Origin of the sequence: Aeoliella mucimassa, from assembly GCF_007748035.1 — a bacterium.
GTDB classification, from domain to species: domain Bacteria; phylum Planctomycetota; class Planctomycetia; order Pirellulales; family Lacipirellulaceae; genus Aeoliella; species Aeoliella mucimassa.
Window position 1 is genome coordinate 1,783,637 of the sequence record NZ_CP036278.1, and the last position, 12,201, is coordinate 1,795,837.

15 protein-coding genes are annotated in these 12,201 nt (G+C 58.0%); 5 read left to right on the forward strand and 10 right to left on the reverse strand.

All coding sequences use genetic code 11. The features are described 5' to 3' along the window. Window positions 1-125 precede the first annotated feature (125 nt). Genes Pan181_RS07130 through Pan181_RS07140 form a run of 3 tightly spaced genes read left to right on the forward strand, consistent with a single transcriptional unit; the run spans window position 126 to window position 1,958 of the window. Window positions 126-908 carry a MotA/TolQ/ExbB proton channel family protein gene (locus Pan181_RS07130; RefSeq protein WP_391483991.1) on the forward strand — a complete coding sequence of 261 codons (783 nt, stop codon included), beginning with the start codon at window positions 126-128 and terminating at the stop codon, window positions 906-908. A gap of 54 nt (window positions 909-962) precedes the next feature. After that, complete coding sequence (locus Pan181_RS07135) at window positions 963-1,445, forward strand: ExbD/TolR family protein (RefSeq protein WP_145246169.1); 483 nt, start codon at window positions 963-965, stop codon at window positions 1,443-1,445. Window positions 1,446-1,484: 39 nt separating this feature from the next. Then, the gene (locus tag Pan181_RS07140; protein ID WP_145246170.1) at window positions 1,485-1,958 is read left to right on the forward strand and encodes an ExbD/TolR family protein; all 474 of its coding nucleotides are present in this window, start codon (window positions 1,485-1,487) and stop codon (window positions 1,956-1,958) included. Window positions 1,959-1,964: 6 nt separating this feature from the next. Here Pan181_RS07140 and flhB read toward each other — a convergent pair whose 3' ends face one another. From flhB to Pan181_RS07165, 5 genes are read right to left on the reverse strand one after another with little or no spacing between them, the layout of a single operon-like run. Further along, window positions 1,965-3,050 carry a flagellar biosynthesis protein FlhB gene (flhB, locus tag Pan181_RS07145; protein WP_145246171.1) on the reverse strand — a complete coding sequence of 362 codons (1,086 nt, stop codon included), beginning with the start codon at window positions 3,048-3,050 and terminating at the stop codon, window positions 1,965-1,967. A gap of 12 nt (window positions 3,051-3,062) precedes the next feature. Further along, window positions 3,063-3,857 carry a flagellar biosynthetic protein FliR gene (locus Pan181_RS07150; RefSeq protein ID WP_145246172.1) on the reverse strand — a complete coding sequence of 265 codons (795 nt, stop codon included), beginning with the start codon at window positions 3,855-3,857 and terminating at the stop codon, window positions 3,063-3,065. Between the two features lie 48 nt (window positions 3,858-3,905). Further along, window positions 3,906-4,172 (reverse strand): flagellar biosynthesis protein FliQ, encoded by a 267-nt coding sequence (gene fliQ / locus Pan181_RS07155; RefSeq protein WP_145246173.1) that lies wholly within the window; start codon window positions 4,170-4,172, stop codon window positions 3,906-3,908. Window positions 4,173-4,195: 23 nt separating this feature from the next. Further along, window positions 4,196-5,038 carry a flagellar type III secretion system pore protein FliP gene (gene fliP / locus Pan181_RS07160; protein WP_145246174.1) on the reverse strand — a complete coding sequence of 281 codons (843 nt, stop codon included), beginning with the start codon at window positions 5,036-5,038 and terminating at the stop codon, window positions 4,196-4,198. After that, window positions 5,031-5,867, reverse strand: a complete 837-nt coding sequence (locus Pan181_RS07165; RefSeq protein ID WP_145246175.1) for a FliO/MopB family protein — start codon at window positions 5,865-5,867, stop codon at window positions 5,031-5,033. The genes fliP and Pan181_RS07165 overlap by 8 nt, the downstream gene beginning before the upstream one ends. A gap of 583 nt (window positions 5,868-6,450) precedes the next feature. On the opposite strand from Pan181_RS07165, the gene Pan181_RS07170 reads away from it, so the two are divergent. Beyond that, a complete protein-coding gene (locus Pan181_RS07170; protein WP_197529004.1) occupies window positions 6,451-8,181 on the forward strand; it encodes a GH39 family glycosyl hydrolase in 1,731 nt (576 codons plus the stop codon). A gap of 39 nt (window positions 8,182-8,220) precedes the next feature. Next, window positions 8,221-8,916, forward strand: coding sequence for a hypothetical protein (locus Pan181_RS07175; RefSeq protein ID WP_145246177.1), 696 nt, complete (start codon window positions 8,221-8,223; stop codon window positions 8,914-8,916). Here Pan181_RS07175 and fliN read toward each other — a convergent pair. The 5 genes from fliN to Pan181_RS07200 form a co-directional block, all read right to left on the reverse strand. Then, complete coding sequence (gene fliN, locus Pan181_RS07180; RefSeq protein ID WP_145246178.1) at window positions 8,913-9,614, reverse strand: flagellar motor switch protein FliN; 702 nt, start codon at window positions 9,612-9,614, stop codon at window positions 8,913-8,915. The genes Pan181_RS07175 and fliN overlap by 4 nt on opposite strands. Window positions 9,615-9,672: 58 nt before the next feature. Next, window positions 9,673-10,245 carry a flagellar basal body-associated FliL family protein gene (locus Pan181_RS07185; RefSeq protein WP_145246179.1) on the reverse strand — a complete coding sequence of 191 codons (573 nt, stop codon included), beginning with the start codon at window positions 10,243-10,245 and terminating at the stop codon, window positions 9,673-9,675. A 123-nt stretch (window positions 10,246-10,368) separates the two neighbouring features. Beyond that, a complete protein-coding gene (locus Pan181_RS07190; RefSeq protein WP_145246180.1) occupies window positions 10,369-11,085 on the reverse strand; it encodes an OmpA/MotB family protein in 717 nt (238 codons plus the stop codon). Between the two features lie 54 nt (window positions 11,086-11,139). Next, window positions 11,140-11,910, reverse strand: coding sequence for a motility protein A (locus Pan181_RS07195; protein WP_145246181.1), 771 nt, complete (start codon window positions 11,908-11,910; stop codon window positions 11,140-11,142). Between the two features lie 12 nt (window positions 11,911-11,922). Beyond that, window positions 11,923-12,156, reverse strand: a complete 234-nt coding sequence (locus Pan181_RS07200) for a flagellar FlbD family protein (RefSeq protein ID WP_145246182.1) — start codon at window positions 12,154-12,156, stop codon at window positions 11,923-11,925. Window positions 12,157-12,201 lie beyond the last annotated feature (45 nt).

Genomic DNA, 12,201 nt, shown 5'->3' on the forward strand with positions numbered 1-12,201 from the left:
ATCGCAAAGAGGCCGTCAGCTGGGCCTCCTGAGAGACATAAGACATCCTATCGCGGAGGAATCGTTTGATGCGGAGTATCGCTTTGGAGGGGAAGAAATCGCCAGCAAGCTCGACGCTTGCCCTCATGGCGCTGGTGATTGCCCTGGGCGTGTGGATTGCATCGCCTCCGGCCGCGGTGGCCCAAGACGACAATGCCGAAGCACCGGCAGCGGCTGCCGACGGTGGTGACGCTCCCGCAGCGAACCCAGCTACCGGCACGGCTCCGGAAAAGAAACTCAACTACCTGGCGTGGGTCTACGACGCCCTTGGTATCGGCTACAGCCTGATCTTCCTGGCCTTGTCGTTTACGCTGGTCGCCCTGTTTGTGATGAACCTGCTGCAGGCCCGCCGCGAGAACGTGCTGCCAACTGACTTGCTCGAGGGTTTCGAAGCTCATCTGAACGCGAAGCAGTTTCAGGAAGCCTACGAACTGGCCAGCTCCGACGAGTCGTTCCTCGGCAAGGTGCTGTCGGCCGGGTTGGGCAAGGTATCCAAGGGATACGACCAAGCGCTCGAAGCGATGCAGGAAGTCGGCGAAGACGAATCGATGAAGCTCGAGCACCGCTTGAGCTACATGGCGTTGATCGGCACCATCAGCCCAATGGTCGGACTGTTCGGAACCGTACACGGTATGATTAGCTCGTTCCAGGAGATCGCCACCTCGGCAAGTACCCCTCCGCCATCGGAACTGGCGAAAGGTATTTCGACCGCGTTGTTCACCACGCTGTTGGGCCTGGCGATCGCGATTCCGGCGATTGCTGCTTACAACATCATTCGCAATCGCATCGATCGACTCGTGCTCGAAGTCGGCATCGCCAGCGAAGGGCTGATGAGCCGATTCCAGAATGCTGGCAAGAAGCAGCAATAGTCGCCGATAGGTCGTAACCAACTCACCGCTTCGCCCGTTTCGCGAGCAATCTCGATGCGCATCATAAAGAAAAAGAACACGCAGATCGCCGAGGGGGATATGACCCCGATGATCGACATGGTCTTTCAGTTGATTGCCTTCTTCATGATGCTTATTAACTTCTCGAAGGTCGATCAGGATCAACGGGTAAACTTGCCGCTTAGCGAACTGGCCAAGCCGCCAGAGATGGCGTACGAGAAACCGATTACCCTGCAGATGACAAAAGACGAAGGCATTATTCTCAACGCAGGTGGTGACTCGTTGATGACCATGGACGAGTTGCGCAATGCGTTGAAACGTGAGGCGTCGATCATTCGTGCCGCCGGCAAGGACGTTACCCTCGACGACGTCACAATCGTGATTCGGGCCGACAAGAACGCCCGCATCGGCAAGGTGCAAGAGATGATGGATGCCGCGCAGCAAGCCGAATTCAATGCGTTTGCGTTGCGAGGGCAACAAGATCAAGCCCAAGATCAGGCGCGAGTAAAAGCTCAGTAATTGTTGTGCACCCCTTAAGCACTTGACGATAAGCCAGTCATGAAGATTCGCAAGAACACCCACGACGACAAGATCGAACTGCAGATGACACCGATGATCGACATCGTGTTTCAACTGTTGGTGTTCTTCATCATGACGTTCAAGATCGTTCTGCCTGAAGGCGACTTTAATATTCGCATGCCGCCGCCGGCGGAGAGTTCCAATGAGATGCCGCCCGACACGCCGACGCTCACCCTGAGGATGACCGCCGACGAGACTGGCAAACTCAACGGACTGAAGCTGGGCGATTTGAGTTTCGATACTTTTCAGCAACTGCGGGCTCATGTTCGTAAGTTGGTTAACGATGAAGCCGGTCCTGGTACGGCCAGCGATCGTGAGATCGAACTGCAGTGCGACTTCGATCTGCACTACGAGTATGCGATCAATGCCATCACTGCGATTTCGGGTTATATTGAAAACGGACAGCAATTTAAGCTGATTGAGAACATCCGTTTCTCAGAACCAGTGGAGTAAGCCGCGCTACGCAGCACGCTTCATCCCGGGTATCTTCTTACCCTTTAACTGATAGACGTAGGCTAGCACTTCGGCCACTGCGGCGTAGCTGCCATCGGGGATCGGGTGGTTCACGTCCACTTCCTTGTAGAGCAACTGCGCCAACGGTTTGCGCTCGACGATGGGAATGTTGTTCTCCAGCGCGAGTCGGCGGATACGCTGGGCGAGCACCCCGGCACCTTTGGCAACCACCACCGGCGCGGCCATCACACCATGCTCGTACTTGATGGCGACCGCCAGCTCGGTGGGGTTGGTCACTACCACGTCGGCCTGCGGGACCGCACCCGACATGCGATTCATTACCATTTGCCGCTGCACCTGGCGGCGGCGGGCGATAATCTGCGGATCGCCCTGCATGTTCTTCATTTCCTCTTTGATTTCCTGGTGGGTCATCTTGAGGTCCTGCTCGTGCTTCCATTTCTGGAACGCAAAGTCGAAAAGAGCGAGCGTGAGCAAAGCACCGCCGACCCACAGCAGCGTGGCGATCGTCACGTCGATCAGCATCATCGCGATTTGGCCGATCTCCAAGCTGCTCGATAGCAGGATCTGATCCCAGCGGGCGTAGATGGCTGCGCCGGCCACCGAGGCGACGATCGCCACTTTCAGCAGCCCGAATCCCAGTCGGGCGACGCCCTGCATCGAGACAATCCGCTGCACGCCCGAAAGTGGGTTCAGCCGGCTGAAGTCGGGAGCCAGACGGTCGGGGACAAACAGAAAACCAATTTGCAGCACCGTGGAGCCAGCGGCGGCGAGCATCAACAGAAACAGGATCGGCAGCACTGCCAGACCAATGCCGCCGATGGCTCGCTGCAGTTGCGTGAGTAGTAGTTCGCGATCGCCGGTGAGCGAGTCGACTTCTCCCAGGTTTCGAATCAGCAGGTCGGTGGCCGATTCGACGACCGTCGACCCCATCAATCGCAACAGACCTGCTGCGATCAGTAGCAACACCGCCGAACCGAGATCCTGGCTGTACGCAACCTGACCCTTCTCGCGGGCTTGTTGCCGGCGGTGCGGGGTTGCGTCAAAACTCTTTTCGCCCGAATCTTCGGCCATGGTTTGCGGAGGTTAAGGCCCTGTGTTTTCGATCGAGGCAACATTCTCCTGCAATGTGAGCAGGGCGTCGGCAATCGGTTCTTGAAAGGTCCAGGCCACGGTGCCGAGCGACATGAGGATCAGCCCGATGGTGAGCATGCTGTTCAAGCCAAAACCGACCGCAAGCACGTTAATCTGCGGCAGCGTGCGACTAATCAAACCGAGGAGCAGCGTCGATAGGAACAGTGCAATCAATAGCGGAGCCGATGCTCGGATGCCGAGGTGGAAGCTCTGCGTCAGCAGGCCGACCATCACATGCACGTACGAGTCGCCGAGCATCGCCCGCCCGGGCGGGGCCCATTCGAACGTGTCGAGCAGGGCGGCCATCATCATGCGATGCCCACCCACAGCGACGAACACTGCCATGGTGACGTAGTGGAAGATCTCGGTGAACACGGAAGCCGAGCCATTAAACTCGGGGTTCGAGATTTCAGCGAGCGACATGCCGCTCATGTGCGAGACGATCTGCCCTGCGACTTGCACGCCGGAGAAGAGGATCTGCATACCGAGGCCGAGCATCAGCCCGATCAGAATCTCGTTGAACAGCAAGCTGCCGAACGCCAGCAGATTCCACGGACTGGTGTAGGTCAGGTGAGCGTAGAGCGGCATCACCAGCATCGTGAGGGTGATGGCCAGGAACGCGCGGAACACTTTCGGCACACTAGTTAGCTTCAGCAACGGCGCAGTCGCCACCAGGGCGCCGATGCGTCCTAGCACCAAGGTGAACACGGCCACCTTGGTAAGCAACATTGCTTCTAGCCATTGCATGCTGCGGGCCCCCCTTCTGTTTTATTGCTGAGCGTGTGTGCTGCGGTGCTAAAGGTAATTCGGAATCTCGGTAAACACTTGCTGGCTGTACTCCATGAGCCGATTGATGAGCCACGGCAAAGTCCACGCCAGTACGATGACCATCGCGACCAGCTTGGGAACAAACGCAACGGTTTGTTCTTGGATCTGCGTGAGCGCTTGGATCAAGCCAATGATCAAACCGACCAGCATGCCGGCGATTAACACCGGCGCGGCAATGAACATGGCGATTACCATCGCTTCGCGGCTAAGGTCGACTGCGTCTTGAGGATTCATGAGGGATCGGGCCGCAAGTACGGTTAAACAAACACTTGGAAACTCTGGAGCAACATCTCGATCACCAGCCGCCAGCCATCGACAAGCACAAACAGCAACAGCTTGAAGGGAAGCGAGATCAACACCGGTGGCAACATCAGCATGCCCATCGAGATGGTCACGCTGGCCACGACGATGTCGAGAATCACAAACGGCAAGTAGATCTGAAAGCCGATGAGGAATGCGGTTTTCAGTTCGCTCAGCATGAACGCGGGCAACAGCGCCTGCAGCGGCACCGCCCGCTCGTCCGACTGCACTTCGTAGTAGGCGTAGTTCGTGTAGAGTTCGCCGGTCGCGGGATCGATCTCGCCAGGCATGTAGCTCAGGAACAGGTGGACGTCGTCGTGGTTGTTGGTACGTTCAATCTGTTGAGCCATGAACTTCCGCATCGGAGCGACACTGCGTGTGAAGGCCTCGTCGATGCTGATTTCGTTCTCGGTGTAAGGTTTGATGCCTTGGTCGTAGCTCTGCTGCCAAACTGGCATCATCAGCAGCAGCGTGACGAACATCGCGATCGACGTAATCACCTGGCTCGGCGGCAACTGCTGCGTGCCGAGTGCCTGACGCAACAAGCCGAGTACCACCACGATGCGGACAAAGCTGGTGGTCATCAACAAAATCGCAGGTGCCAAACTCACCACGGTGAGCATCAGCATCACTTGCAGCGTCGATGTGAGCCGCTCCGGCTTGGTCCAATCGTTGGGCCCACCGACTTGTTCCACCAGCGAGTTGCTGATCAATTCTTGCTGTGCGATCGCCTGATGGGCGCAGCAGCCCAACAGTAGCATGGTGAGCAGAGCGATGATCATTGGTTTGCCGTTACGCATACTGGCGACCTCCCTTGGTGGTGCTTACCTCGTTGCCGAGGAAACCGGGCTCGGTCTTCTCTTTGGCAAACTGACCAAAGATCTCTTCGAACTCTTTTTGACTTCCCTTGCCGGCGCTTTTGGAGCAAACCGCCAGCATGCGGACTACTTCCTGCGGATCGTCGATCTCGGCCAGCTTCTCGACGCCACCCTGGCTTACTGAAACCAGCACCAGCTTGTTGCCGAGGTGCAGCAAATGGCCAAACTGTTTGCCACCCAGGGGAATGCGACCCAACATGCGGACCGCTTCGGCTGGCAGGATCTGCGAACCTTGAGGCATGCCGCGCTTGACGAACCAGGCGAGCAACATGAACAAACCGATGACGAACGCTAGCGCGGTAACCGCGGTCATGCCGGAACTGCGGGCCCAGTTCTGCACCATGGCCGAGCTGCGCTCGCCGGCTGCTGTGGTGGGATTGCTGATCGAGGGGGTGGTACCAAAGTGGGGGCGACGGGCGGAGTCGGCTCCGTCGGTGGTGGTGTCGGTAGCACTGTTGGCAACCCCGTCGGGAACACTGTTGGGTAAAGCAATGGCGGTGAGAGTGGTATCGAGTGTTGCGGGCTCGCTCGTCGGCGACGCCGAGGGTTCGGCACCTTCGTCTTCGTGCGTGGCAAACGAGAACAGCGGTTCGCCATCCTGCTTTTCGTAGGCCGACGTTGGACGACTGCCGGATCGACCCGACGGCCCTTGGGCGGCAACTGGTTCGAGCGATTCGGCCAGCGCACTGGTCGACATCGCAAGCACCAACAGGACTGAGGCAGCGGCGGGCAAAGGGGGAGGGATTCGCATGCAGAACTCCGCATTGAACTTCGGGGACCGGACGCGACTTATAGGAATTCCCAGGCGCAGGGGCCAGTGCGATTCGTGCTGGCGCTATCAGGAATCCCCCACCGAGGGGGTGTTTTGCCCCCATTGGCAGAAAAATCGATGGGTGGGGGCAATTCTTAGGGAAGATCGATGCGTTGTAAGTGGTTTGGCTGTCGTGGTTTAGGAAGATTGCGATGGCCATAAGTTCCAAATGGTTTTGCCCCCTGGGGGGCAAAATAACGCTAGCAGACTTCGCCGAAGCGAAGCCGACAAATCAGCCTGCTGGCCGACGTGCCAGCAGTGGTTGCCCCCTGCCGACGAGCAGCAGCAGGCTACCAACGCTCCATTAGATCACCCTGGGTGGCCATTTCCCACTCAAAACTGAGGAATCAAATCAACAAAATTGTGATCACTTGTATAGGGGGTAGTGAGCCATCGAACGGGGCTGCGAAGTGGCCTGGATGACTGCCGCATGGTTTGGCGATGCAAGACGCCCGGGGCTATACTGCGGGTTGTACGCTACGACAATCGCCGCCATCGAGACACTCTTGCCGAGGAACTTCGCATGCTTGGTCGCCATCCGCTATCGGTTACTCGTCGACTCGTTCTGCTGTGCTTCATCGGTTGGACGAGTCACGCAATCGCGCAAGACGAATTGACTGGGCAACCACTCAGCCCGTTTGGGATTGGAAGTTGTCATGTGAACAATCGCTCGGTTCGCGACTACGAGCGGTGGGTGCCGCAGATGCAGGAGTTGGGATTCGCTTCGTACCGCACGCCGCATTGCAACTGGGGCTCGCTCGAGCCAGAACCAGGGCGGTGGGAGTTTGCGGAACTTGACGCCCAGATGGACTATCTCGACGCGCATGGCTTCCGCTACGGCGCGCTGCTCATTGGGAATCCGAACTGGAACACGGCCGACCCACCCGGTCACTTGCCGGTGAATAACCTGGAAGCGTGGTCGAACTACGTGACGCAGGTCGCCAAGCACGTGAAGGGACGCACGACTCGGCTCGAGATTTGGAACGAGCCGCCAAACTTCACCGGCAAGGATCAAACGCCGGAGGACTACGCCAAGATTGTGGTGGCCGCTTACGACGCAGCCAAGGCGGTCGATCCGTCGTTCCAAATTGGGCTGGCGGCGAAGTCGGCCCACGTGAATTACCTGGAGCAGACTATTCGGGCGGGAGCCAAGAATCACTTTGACTACATCGTGCTGCATCCCTACGAAGTGATGGATGGCATCGCCGACAACCTGGGCACCGAGGTGTTGTTTGTGAACATCGTACCAACGGTTCGCAAGATGCTGGCCAACTGCAATCCCGAAAAAGAAGAAGTGCCGGTGATGTACACCGAGCTGGGAGTCGACGCCAGCAAGGGACTTGAAGTGCAGGCCGACGCCGCGGTGAAGGCCTACGCCCTGTCGATGGCCGGCGGTGTGGAATGCCTCATGTGGTTCGAAGGTCGCGACGGCGACAGCGGCCCGATGGGCTTGATCGATCGCGATGGAAACAAACGCCCGGTGTACAACGCCCTGAGCACGTTGGTTCACCAATTGGGGGCGCATCCTGATTACCTAGGCTGGGTGCGGATCCGCGAGCAGGGACTCGGTTTCGTGTTCGAGGGAGCGAATGGTCCGGCGATGATCGCCTGGGGTCAACCGGGCGAGCCGACCGAGTTGCGGATGCCGAACGAGATGACCGTGGTCCAGCTTGCTTCCGGCGAGTCGCAACAACTCCGCGAGCTTTCGCTGGGAGTGACTCCGGTGCTGTTTACAGAGCTGCCCGATATCATCGTGAATCGCGCGAAGGCGAACGCCAAGAAACCGCTCGACTGGGGCGGCGACTATACGGATGCCAAAGAGGTATCCATCGAGTACGGCGAGCAGATCGTCGAGCGAGGGCTGCACACCCGCGCGGGCGAAGACATTGCCAAGGCTGTGGTCGCCTACGGCGGCTCGGCCCGCGCTGGCAGCGTGCCGGGTGGCAACGCGTTTATCGTCGACCCAGGATTCTTATGCTACGACACGGTGCCGATTGAAATCGAGCTGGAAGTCCGCCGGCAAGAACAAAACGAGAACGCAGGCTTCAAGCTGGTTTACGAGTCGCCCGAAGGGTTTAAGACTGCTGGGGGATGGTACACCATTCCCGATAACAAGCAATGGCACACGGTTACCTTTCGCGTCGACGATCCGCAGTTTGTGAATTACTGGGGGTATAACTTTCTACTGCAATCCGACGGCAACGTGTACAATAAGTACTACATTCGCAAAGCGACCGTGCGAAAGCTCGAATAGTAAAGCGTCGCCGATTAAGATTGACCGAAACGAATTGCCATGCAGCCGACAGGTCGCAGACGGGAACTTACCGGTGCTCAGTCGTTTTTCGCACTGTTGGCAGCAGTGCTATTAACATTCGCGGCGCACAATGGCTATTATGCGTGGCGAGGGTGGGACGACTTCGACAAGTGGGCCGTCGCCCGACCGATGTCGACCAAGATCGATCTATCGCAGCCGCAGCAGATCACGCTGCCATTTCATCAGACCTGCAGTATCTCGCACGGCGAGGGATTCTACCTCGACGCTCCGCAACTATCGGACGAGGACAAACAGGATCTACCTACACTGTTCGCAGGGCTCGATGGCAGCATCGAGATTTGTGACACCGCTGGCAACATCGTCAGCTCGGTCGAGATGCATGACGAGTACGTTTACTATTGGGACGACCAGATCATGCTCGCGAAGCTTGACCCCTTCGAAGAGGGGGAGTACCAAGCGACCATCTTGATACGTTCGGGGGCAACGAAGCTGGCGGGGATCGACCAAACCTTGTTGGCCGCCTACCAGCTTTGCGGTTTGGAACGCTTAGCGGTTACCATGTCGGCTGTTATTGGCGGGGTATCCGGCGTCGTGGGGCTGCTCATCGCCGGTGGAGTATGGTCATCGTGGAGATCGATTCCCAGGGACTCACCGCCGGATAATGCCGATAGTGAAAAGCCGAGCGAACCAGCAGCGGTGTCAGTGAACGACTAAGCACACGCGCTGTCGCCGACGATCAACTCGGTGACACGAACGCAGAAGTTGTCGTTCAGCACCAGCACTTCGCCGCGGGCGATCATGCGCCCGTTCACGTACAGGTCGACCGGGTCGCCGGCCAGTTTATCGAGCGGCACAACGGCTCCCTGGCTCAGTCGCAGCACATCTTCGATATGCATGTGGGTGCGGCCGAGTTCGATTTTGAGGTCGAGTTGTACGTCGCGAACGAGTTCCAACGTAGCAGCTTCGGTGTTAGCGGGAGTGCCGCCGAAATCGTCGAGCCGGAAAGGCTCGATGCCTGGCGGCAATTCGTTGGGCGAGTCGATCGAAGCGATCGCCTGCTCCGCCTGACTTAAGAGTAGCTCAATATCGTTCTGCGAGACGTTCGAACTCGTGGAAGAGGAACTCGGGGCCGGCGGAGGTGTCGGCGGCGTCGCGGCCGGCGCAGCCGCCTTCGGTGGCTCCGGCGGGGGGGGAGTCGTTCCACCTGCCATGCCCGAGAGCATGGCGTCGAGTTCACTCTGGTCCAAAGTGACTTTCTGAGGAGGAGGGGAGGAAGGGGGAGGAGTGGCCTCCGCTGGGGGCGGTGTAGGAGGATCGGGCTCCGAAGAGGGAGCCGGCGACTGCCCGCTAGCCTTTTGCGCTTCGGCCAGTAGCCGTTCGATATCGTCTTGGCCTAGATTGTCGTCTGCCATGGGATTCCCTTCCCTCGATCAAGCTTCTATGTGTCGGCGTCCTGCCTGCTGGTGCGGTTTAGCGTTCGACGAAGTTGAACTTGCTGAACAGCACTTCTTGCACCAGTGGTTTGCCCAGGGCGCGGTTGGTTTTCTCTAATATCCGGCGTTTTAGCAAGGCCAACTCCGGATCGGTGAGATCGGTGCTATCAGCGCTACCGAGTGTCATGATCACCTGCTCGCGGAACCGCACTTTGTTCCTTTCAAACTGAGCGAAGAAATCGGACTCGTCGTCGGATAGCACCACGCCGAACAGTTCGAAGTCGACGATCAGCGTGGTGTCGTTCTCGGGGTTGTAGCGTGTGACGTTGAAAAGCCCCAGGTTGGCTTCGAGCGTCGACTTTTCGGCCAGCAAGGCAGCTTCCTGGGCTTTGGCCTTGGCCTTGGCGTCTTCGTCTTCCAGATCGCCCTCTTCGGCAGCAGCTACTTTGCGAGCGGTGCTTTCGGCATCCTGAGCGGTCGGGATGAACACCGAAGCAGCGCCGACTTCCACCACGACAATAAGGGTGACCACCACCACGGCCTTGATCAATCCGATCAGACCGAAGCCTTTCTTAACGGGCTCGTTCGTGGTTTCTGGAGAGTCTGCCATGACAACAAGTGGCTCAAAGAGGCATGCGCGACGTGCGGATTTATTTCAACATCCGCTGACTGGTTATGTGTAAACATACAACGCGAAACGGGCAGAGCTGGTGAAGATTGGGGGTTTCCGAACCTAGTCTTCGTCCGCTGTAACCCTTTCATCCCACATCAACACTTCCACCCGCGCATTGCGTTTGCGCTCCATCGGGTCGAGCCCGGTGTCGAGTGGCTCGTACGATCCCGCGGAGCCCAAGCGGATTCGTTCGGGTTCGATGCCAAGCTTGATCAGCTCCTGCATCACGTTATAGCAACGGTCGTACGCGAGATCCCAATGGTCGCGGATGTTCTGCGAGGTCTGCACCGGACGCTTGGACGTGTGGCCACGTATCTCGAGCTTTTGCGGCTTGCCGGCTACCTGTTTAGCGATGCCGAGCAGCTTTTGCCGCGCATCGTCGTCGAGCTCGGCCGAAAGCTCCTCGAAGTAAATCACACCGCCGGTCGTGGCATTTCGGCCCGGGCGGACCGTCTGCACCCGGTTGTTCTCGCCGGTGACCGCGTCGACATCGTTGCCACCGTCTTTCAGGTTCTTGCGCAACGAACGCGACTGGCTCGGGGCAATGTGCGACATGTTCGAGTTGGCCTGCGACTGACCGGGAATGACCGCCGCCATGGCAGCATCGTGGCCAAATTGTCGGCGCATCGACTCAAGCATGGCCTGAAAGCGTTCTTCCTCTTTGATCTCACTCATCGACACGAGCATGATGAAGAAGGTCAGCAGCAGCGACATCATGTCGCCAAAGGTAACCACCCATTCGGGAATACCTGGTTCTGGTTCTTCTTCAATAGCCATGGGAGTCGCAAAGGGTAGAGGTCGAGGAGCTTCAGGAATGAATCAGGAATGAATTTAGGCCGCTTCCTCCGAAGCACGTTGTTTCGGAGGGATAAATGTATTGAGTTTTTGCTCGATAATACGAGGGTTTTCGCCCGACTGGATGGCCATGATGCCGCGGATCACGATTTCCATCATCAGCAGTTCCTGGCGGTTCGTGAAACCGAGTTTCTCAGCAAAAGGCAGGAATACGACGTTCGAGGCAATCGCTCCGTACATGGTCGTAAGCAAGGCCACGGCCATGCCGGCACCAATCTTGGAGGGGTCGCTCATGTCGCCCAGCATGATCACCAGGCCCATCAGGGTGCCGATCATGCCAAACGCGGGGGCGAAGCGTCCCATGCAGTCGAACACCGCTTTGCCGTCGCGATGGCGCGTGGCAACTGCATCGAGTTCGGTGCGTAGGATGTCTTCCATCACCTCGGGGCGTGTGCCATCGACGGCCATTTGCACGCCAAGGACGATAAAGGGATTCTCGACTTCGGCCACTTTGCTTTCCAAGGCCAGCAGCCCATCGCGGCGAGCGACTTCGGCCAGGCTGACGATTTGGGTGATGACGTCTTTGATAGGTTCCACTTTCCAGAAGAACACTTTCATGCTCACCGAGAACACGCCGAGAAAATTAGGCAGCGGAAAGCAGATGAGCGCGGCTGCGATGGCTCCGCCGAACACGACCATCACGCTGGGAGCATCCCAGAAAGCCATAAACGTACCGCCACCGATGATGATCGACCCGCCGATCAATGCAAAGGCAACGATGGTTCCTACTACGGAGGCTATATCCATGATTTCAGTCGACTACGTAGTCCAAGCGGCTCCGGACGACTCCCGCAGGGGAGTCGCCGAAGGCATGAGCTGTTTGTGTTGGTGGTACTCAATCGTGCGGCGGACCACCTCCTCGGGCGGTTCGGTCACCACAACCCGATCGCCAGTGGTGAGCGTCACGAACGTGTCGGGTAGGGCTTCCACGTATTTGATGAGCTCTGCATTCAGCACGAAGGTGTCGCCGCTGAGTTTGGTGAGCAGAATCATCGTTATTTCTCGCCGTTTCCTTGCATTCGTCGTAATCAGAACCAC

Coding starts and splice junctions, on each gene's coding strand:
- Pan181_RS07200 (WP_145246182.1), bottom strand. CDS start 12,156: ATGATTCTGCTCACCAAACTCAGCGGCGACACCTTCGTGCTGAATGCA.
- Pan181_RS07175 (WP_145246177.1), top strand. CDS start 8,221: ATGCAGCCGACAGGTCGCAGACGGGAACTTACCGGTGCTCAGTCGTTT.
- flhB (WP_145246171.1), bottom strand. CDS start 3,050: ATGGCCGAAGATTCGGGCGAAAAGAGTTTTGACGCAACCCCGCACCGC.
- Pan181_RS07185 (WP_145246179.1), bottom strand. CDS start 10,245: ATGGCAGACTCTCCAGAAACCACGAACGAGCCCGTTAAGAAAGGCTTC.
- Pan181_RS07150 (WP_145246172.1), bottom strand. CDS start 3,857: ATGCAATGGCTAGAAGCAATGTTGCTTACCAAGGTGGCCGTGTTCACC.
- Pan181_RS07190 (WP_145246180.1), bottom strand. CDS start 11,085: ATGGCTATTGAAGAAGAACCAGAACCAGGTATTCCCGAATGGGTGGTT.
- Pan181_RS07130 (WP_391483991.1), top strand. CDS start 126: ATGGCGCTGGTGATTGCCCTGGGCGTGTGGATTGCATCGCCTCCGGCC.
- Pan181_RS07140 (WP_145246170.1), top strand. CDS start 1,485: ATGAAGATTCGCAAGAACACCCACGACGACAAGATCGAACTGCAGATG.
- Pan181_RS07170 (WP_197529004.1), top strand. CDS start 6,451: ATGCTTGGTCGCCATCCGCTATCGGTTACTCGTCGACTCGTTCTGCTG.
- Pan181_RS07165 (WP_145246175.1), bottom strand. CDS start 5,867: ATGCGAATCCCTCCCCCTTTGCCCGCCGCTGCCTCAGTCCTGTTGGTG.
- Pan181_RS07195 (WP_145246181.1), bottom strand. CDS start 11,910: ATGGATATAGCCTCCGTAGTAGGAACCATCGTTGCCTTTGCATTGATC.
- fliN (WP_145246178.1), bottom strand. CDS start 9,614: ATGGCAGACGACAATCTAGGCCAAGACGATATCGAACGGCTACTGGCC.
- fliQ (WP_145246173.1), bottom strand. CDS start 4,172: ATGAATCCTCAAGACGCAGTCGACCTTAGCCGCGAAGCGATGGTAATC.
- fliP (WP_145246174.1), bottom strand. CDS start 5,038: ATGCGTAACGGCAAACCAATGATCATCGCTCTGCTCACCATGCTACTG.
- Pan181_RS07135 (WP_145246169.1), top strand. CDS start 963: ATGCGCATCATAAAGAAAAAGAACACGCAGATCGCCGAGGGGGATATG.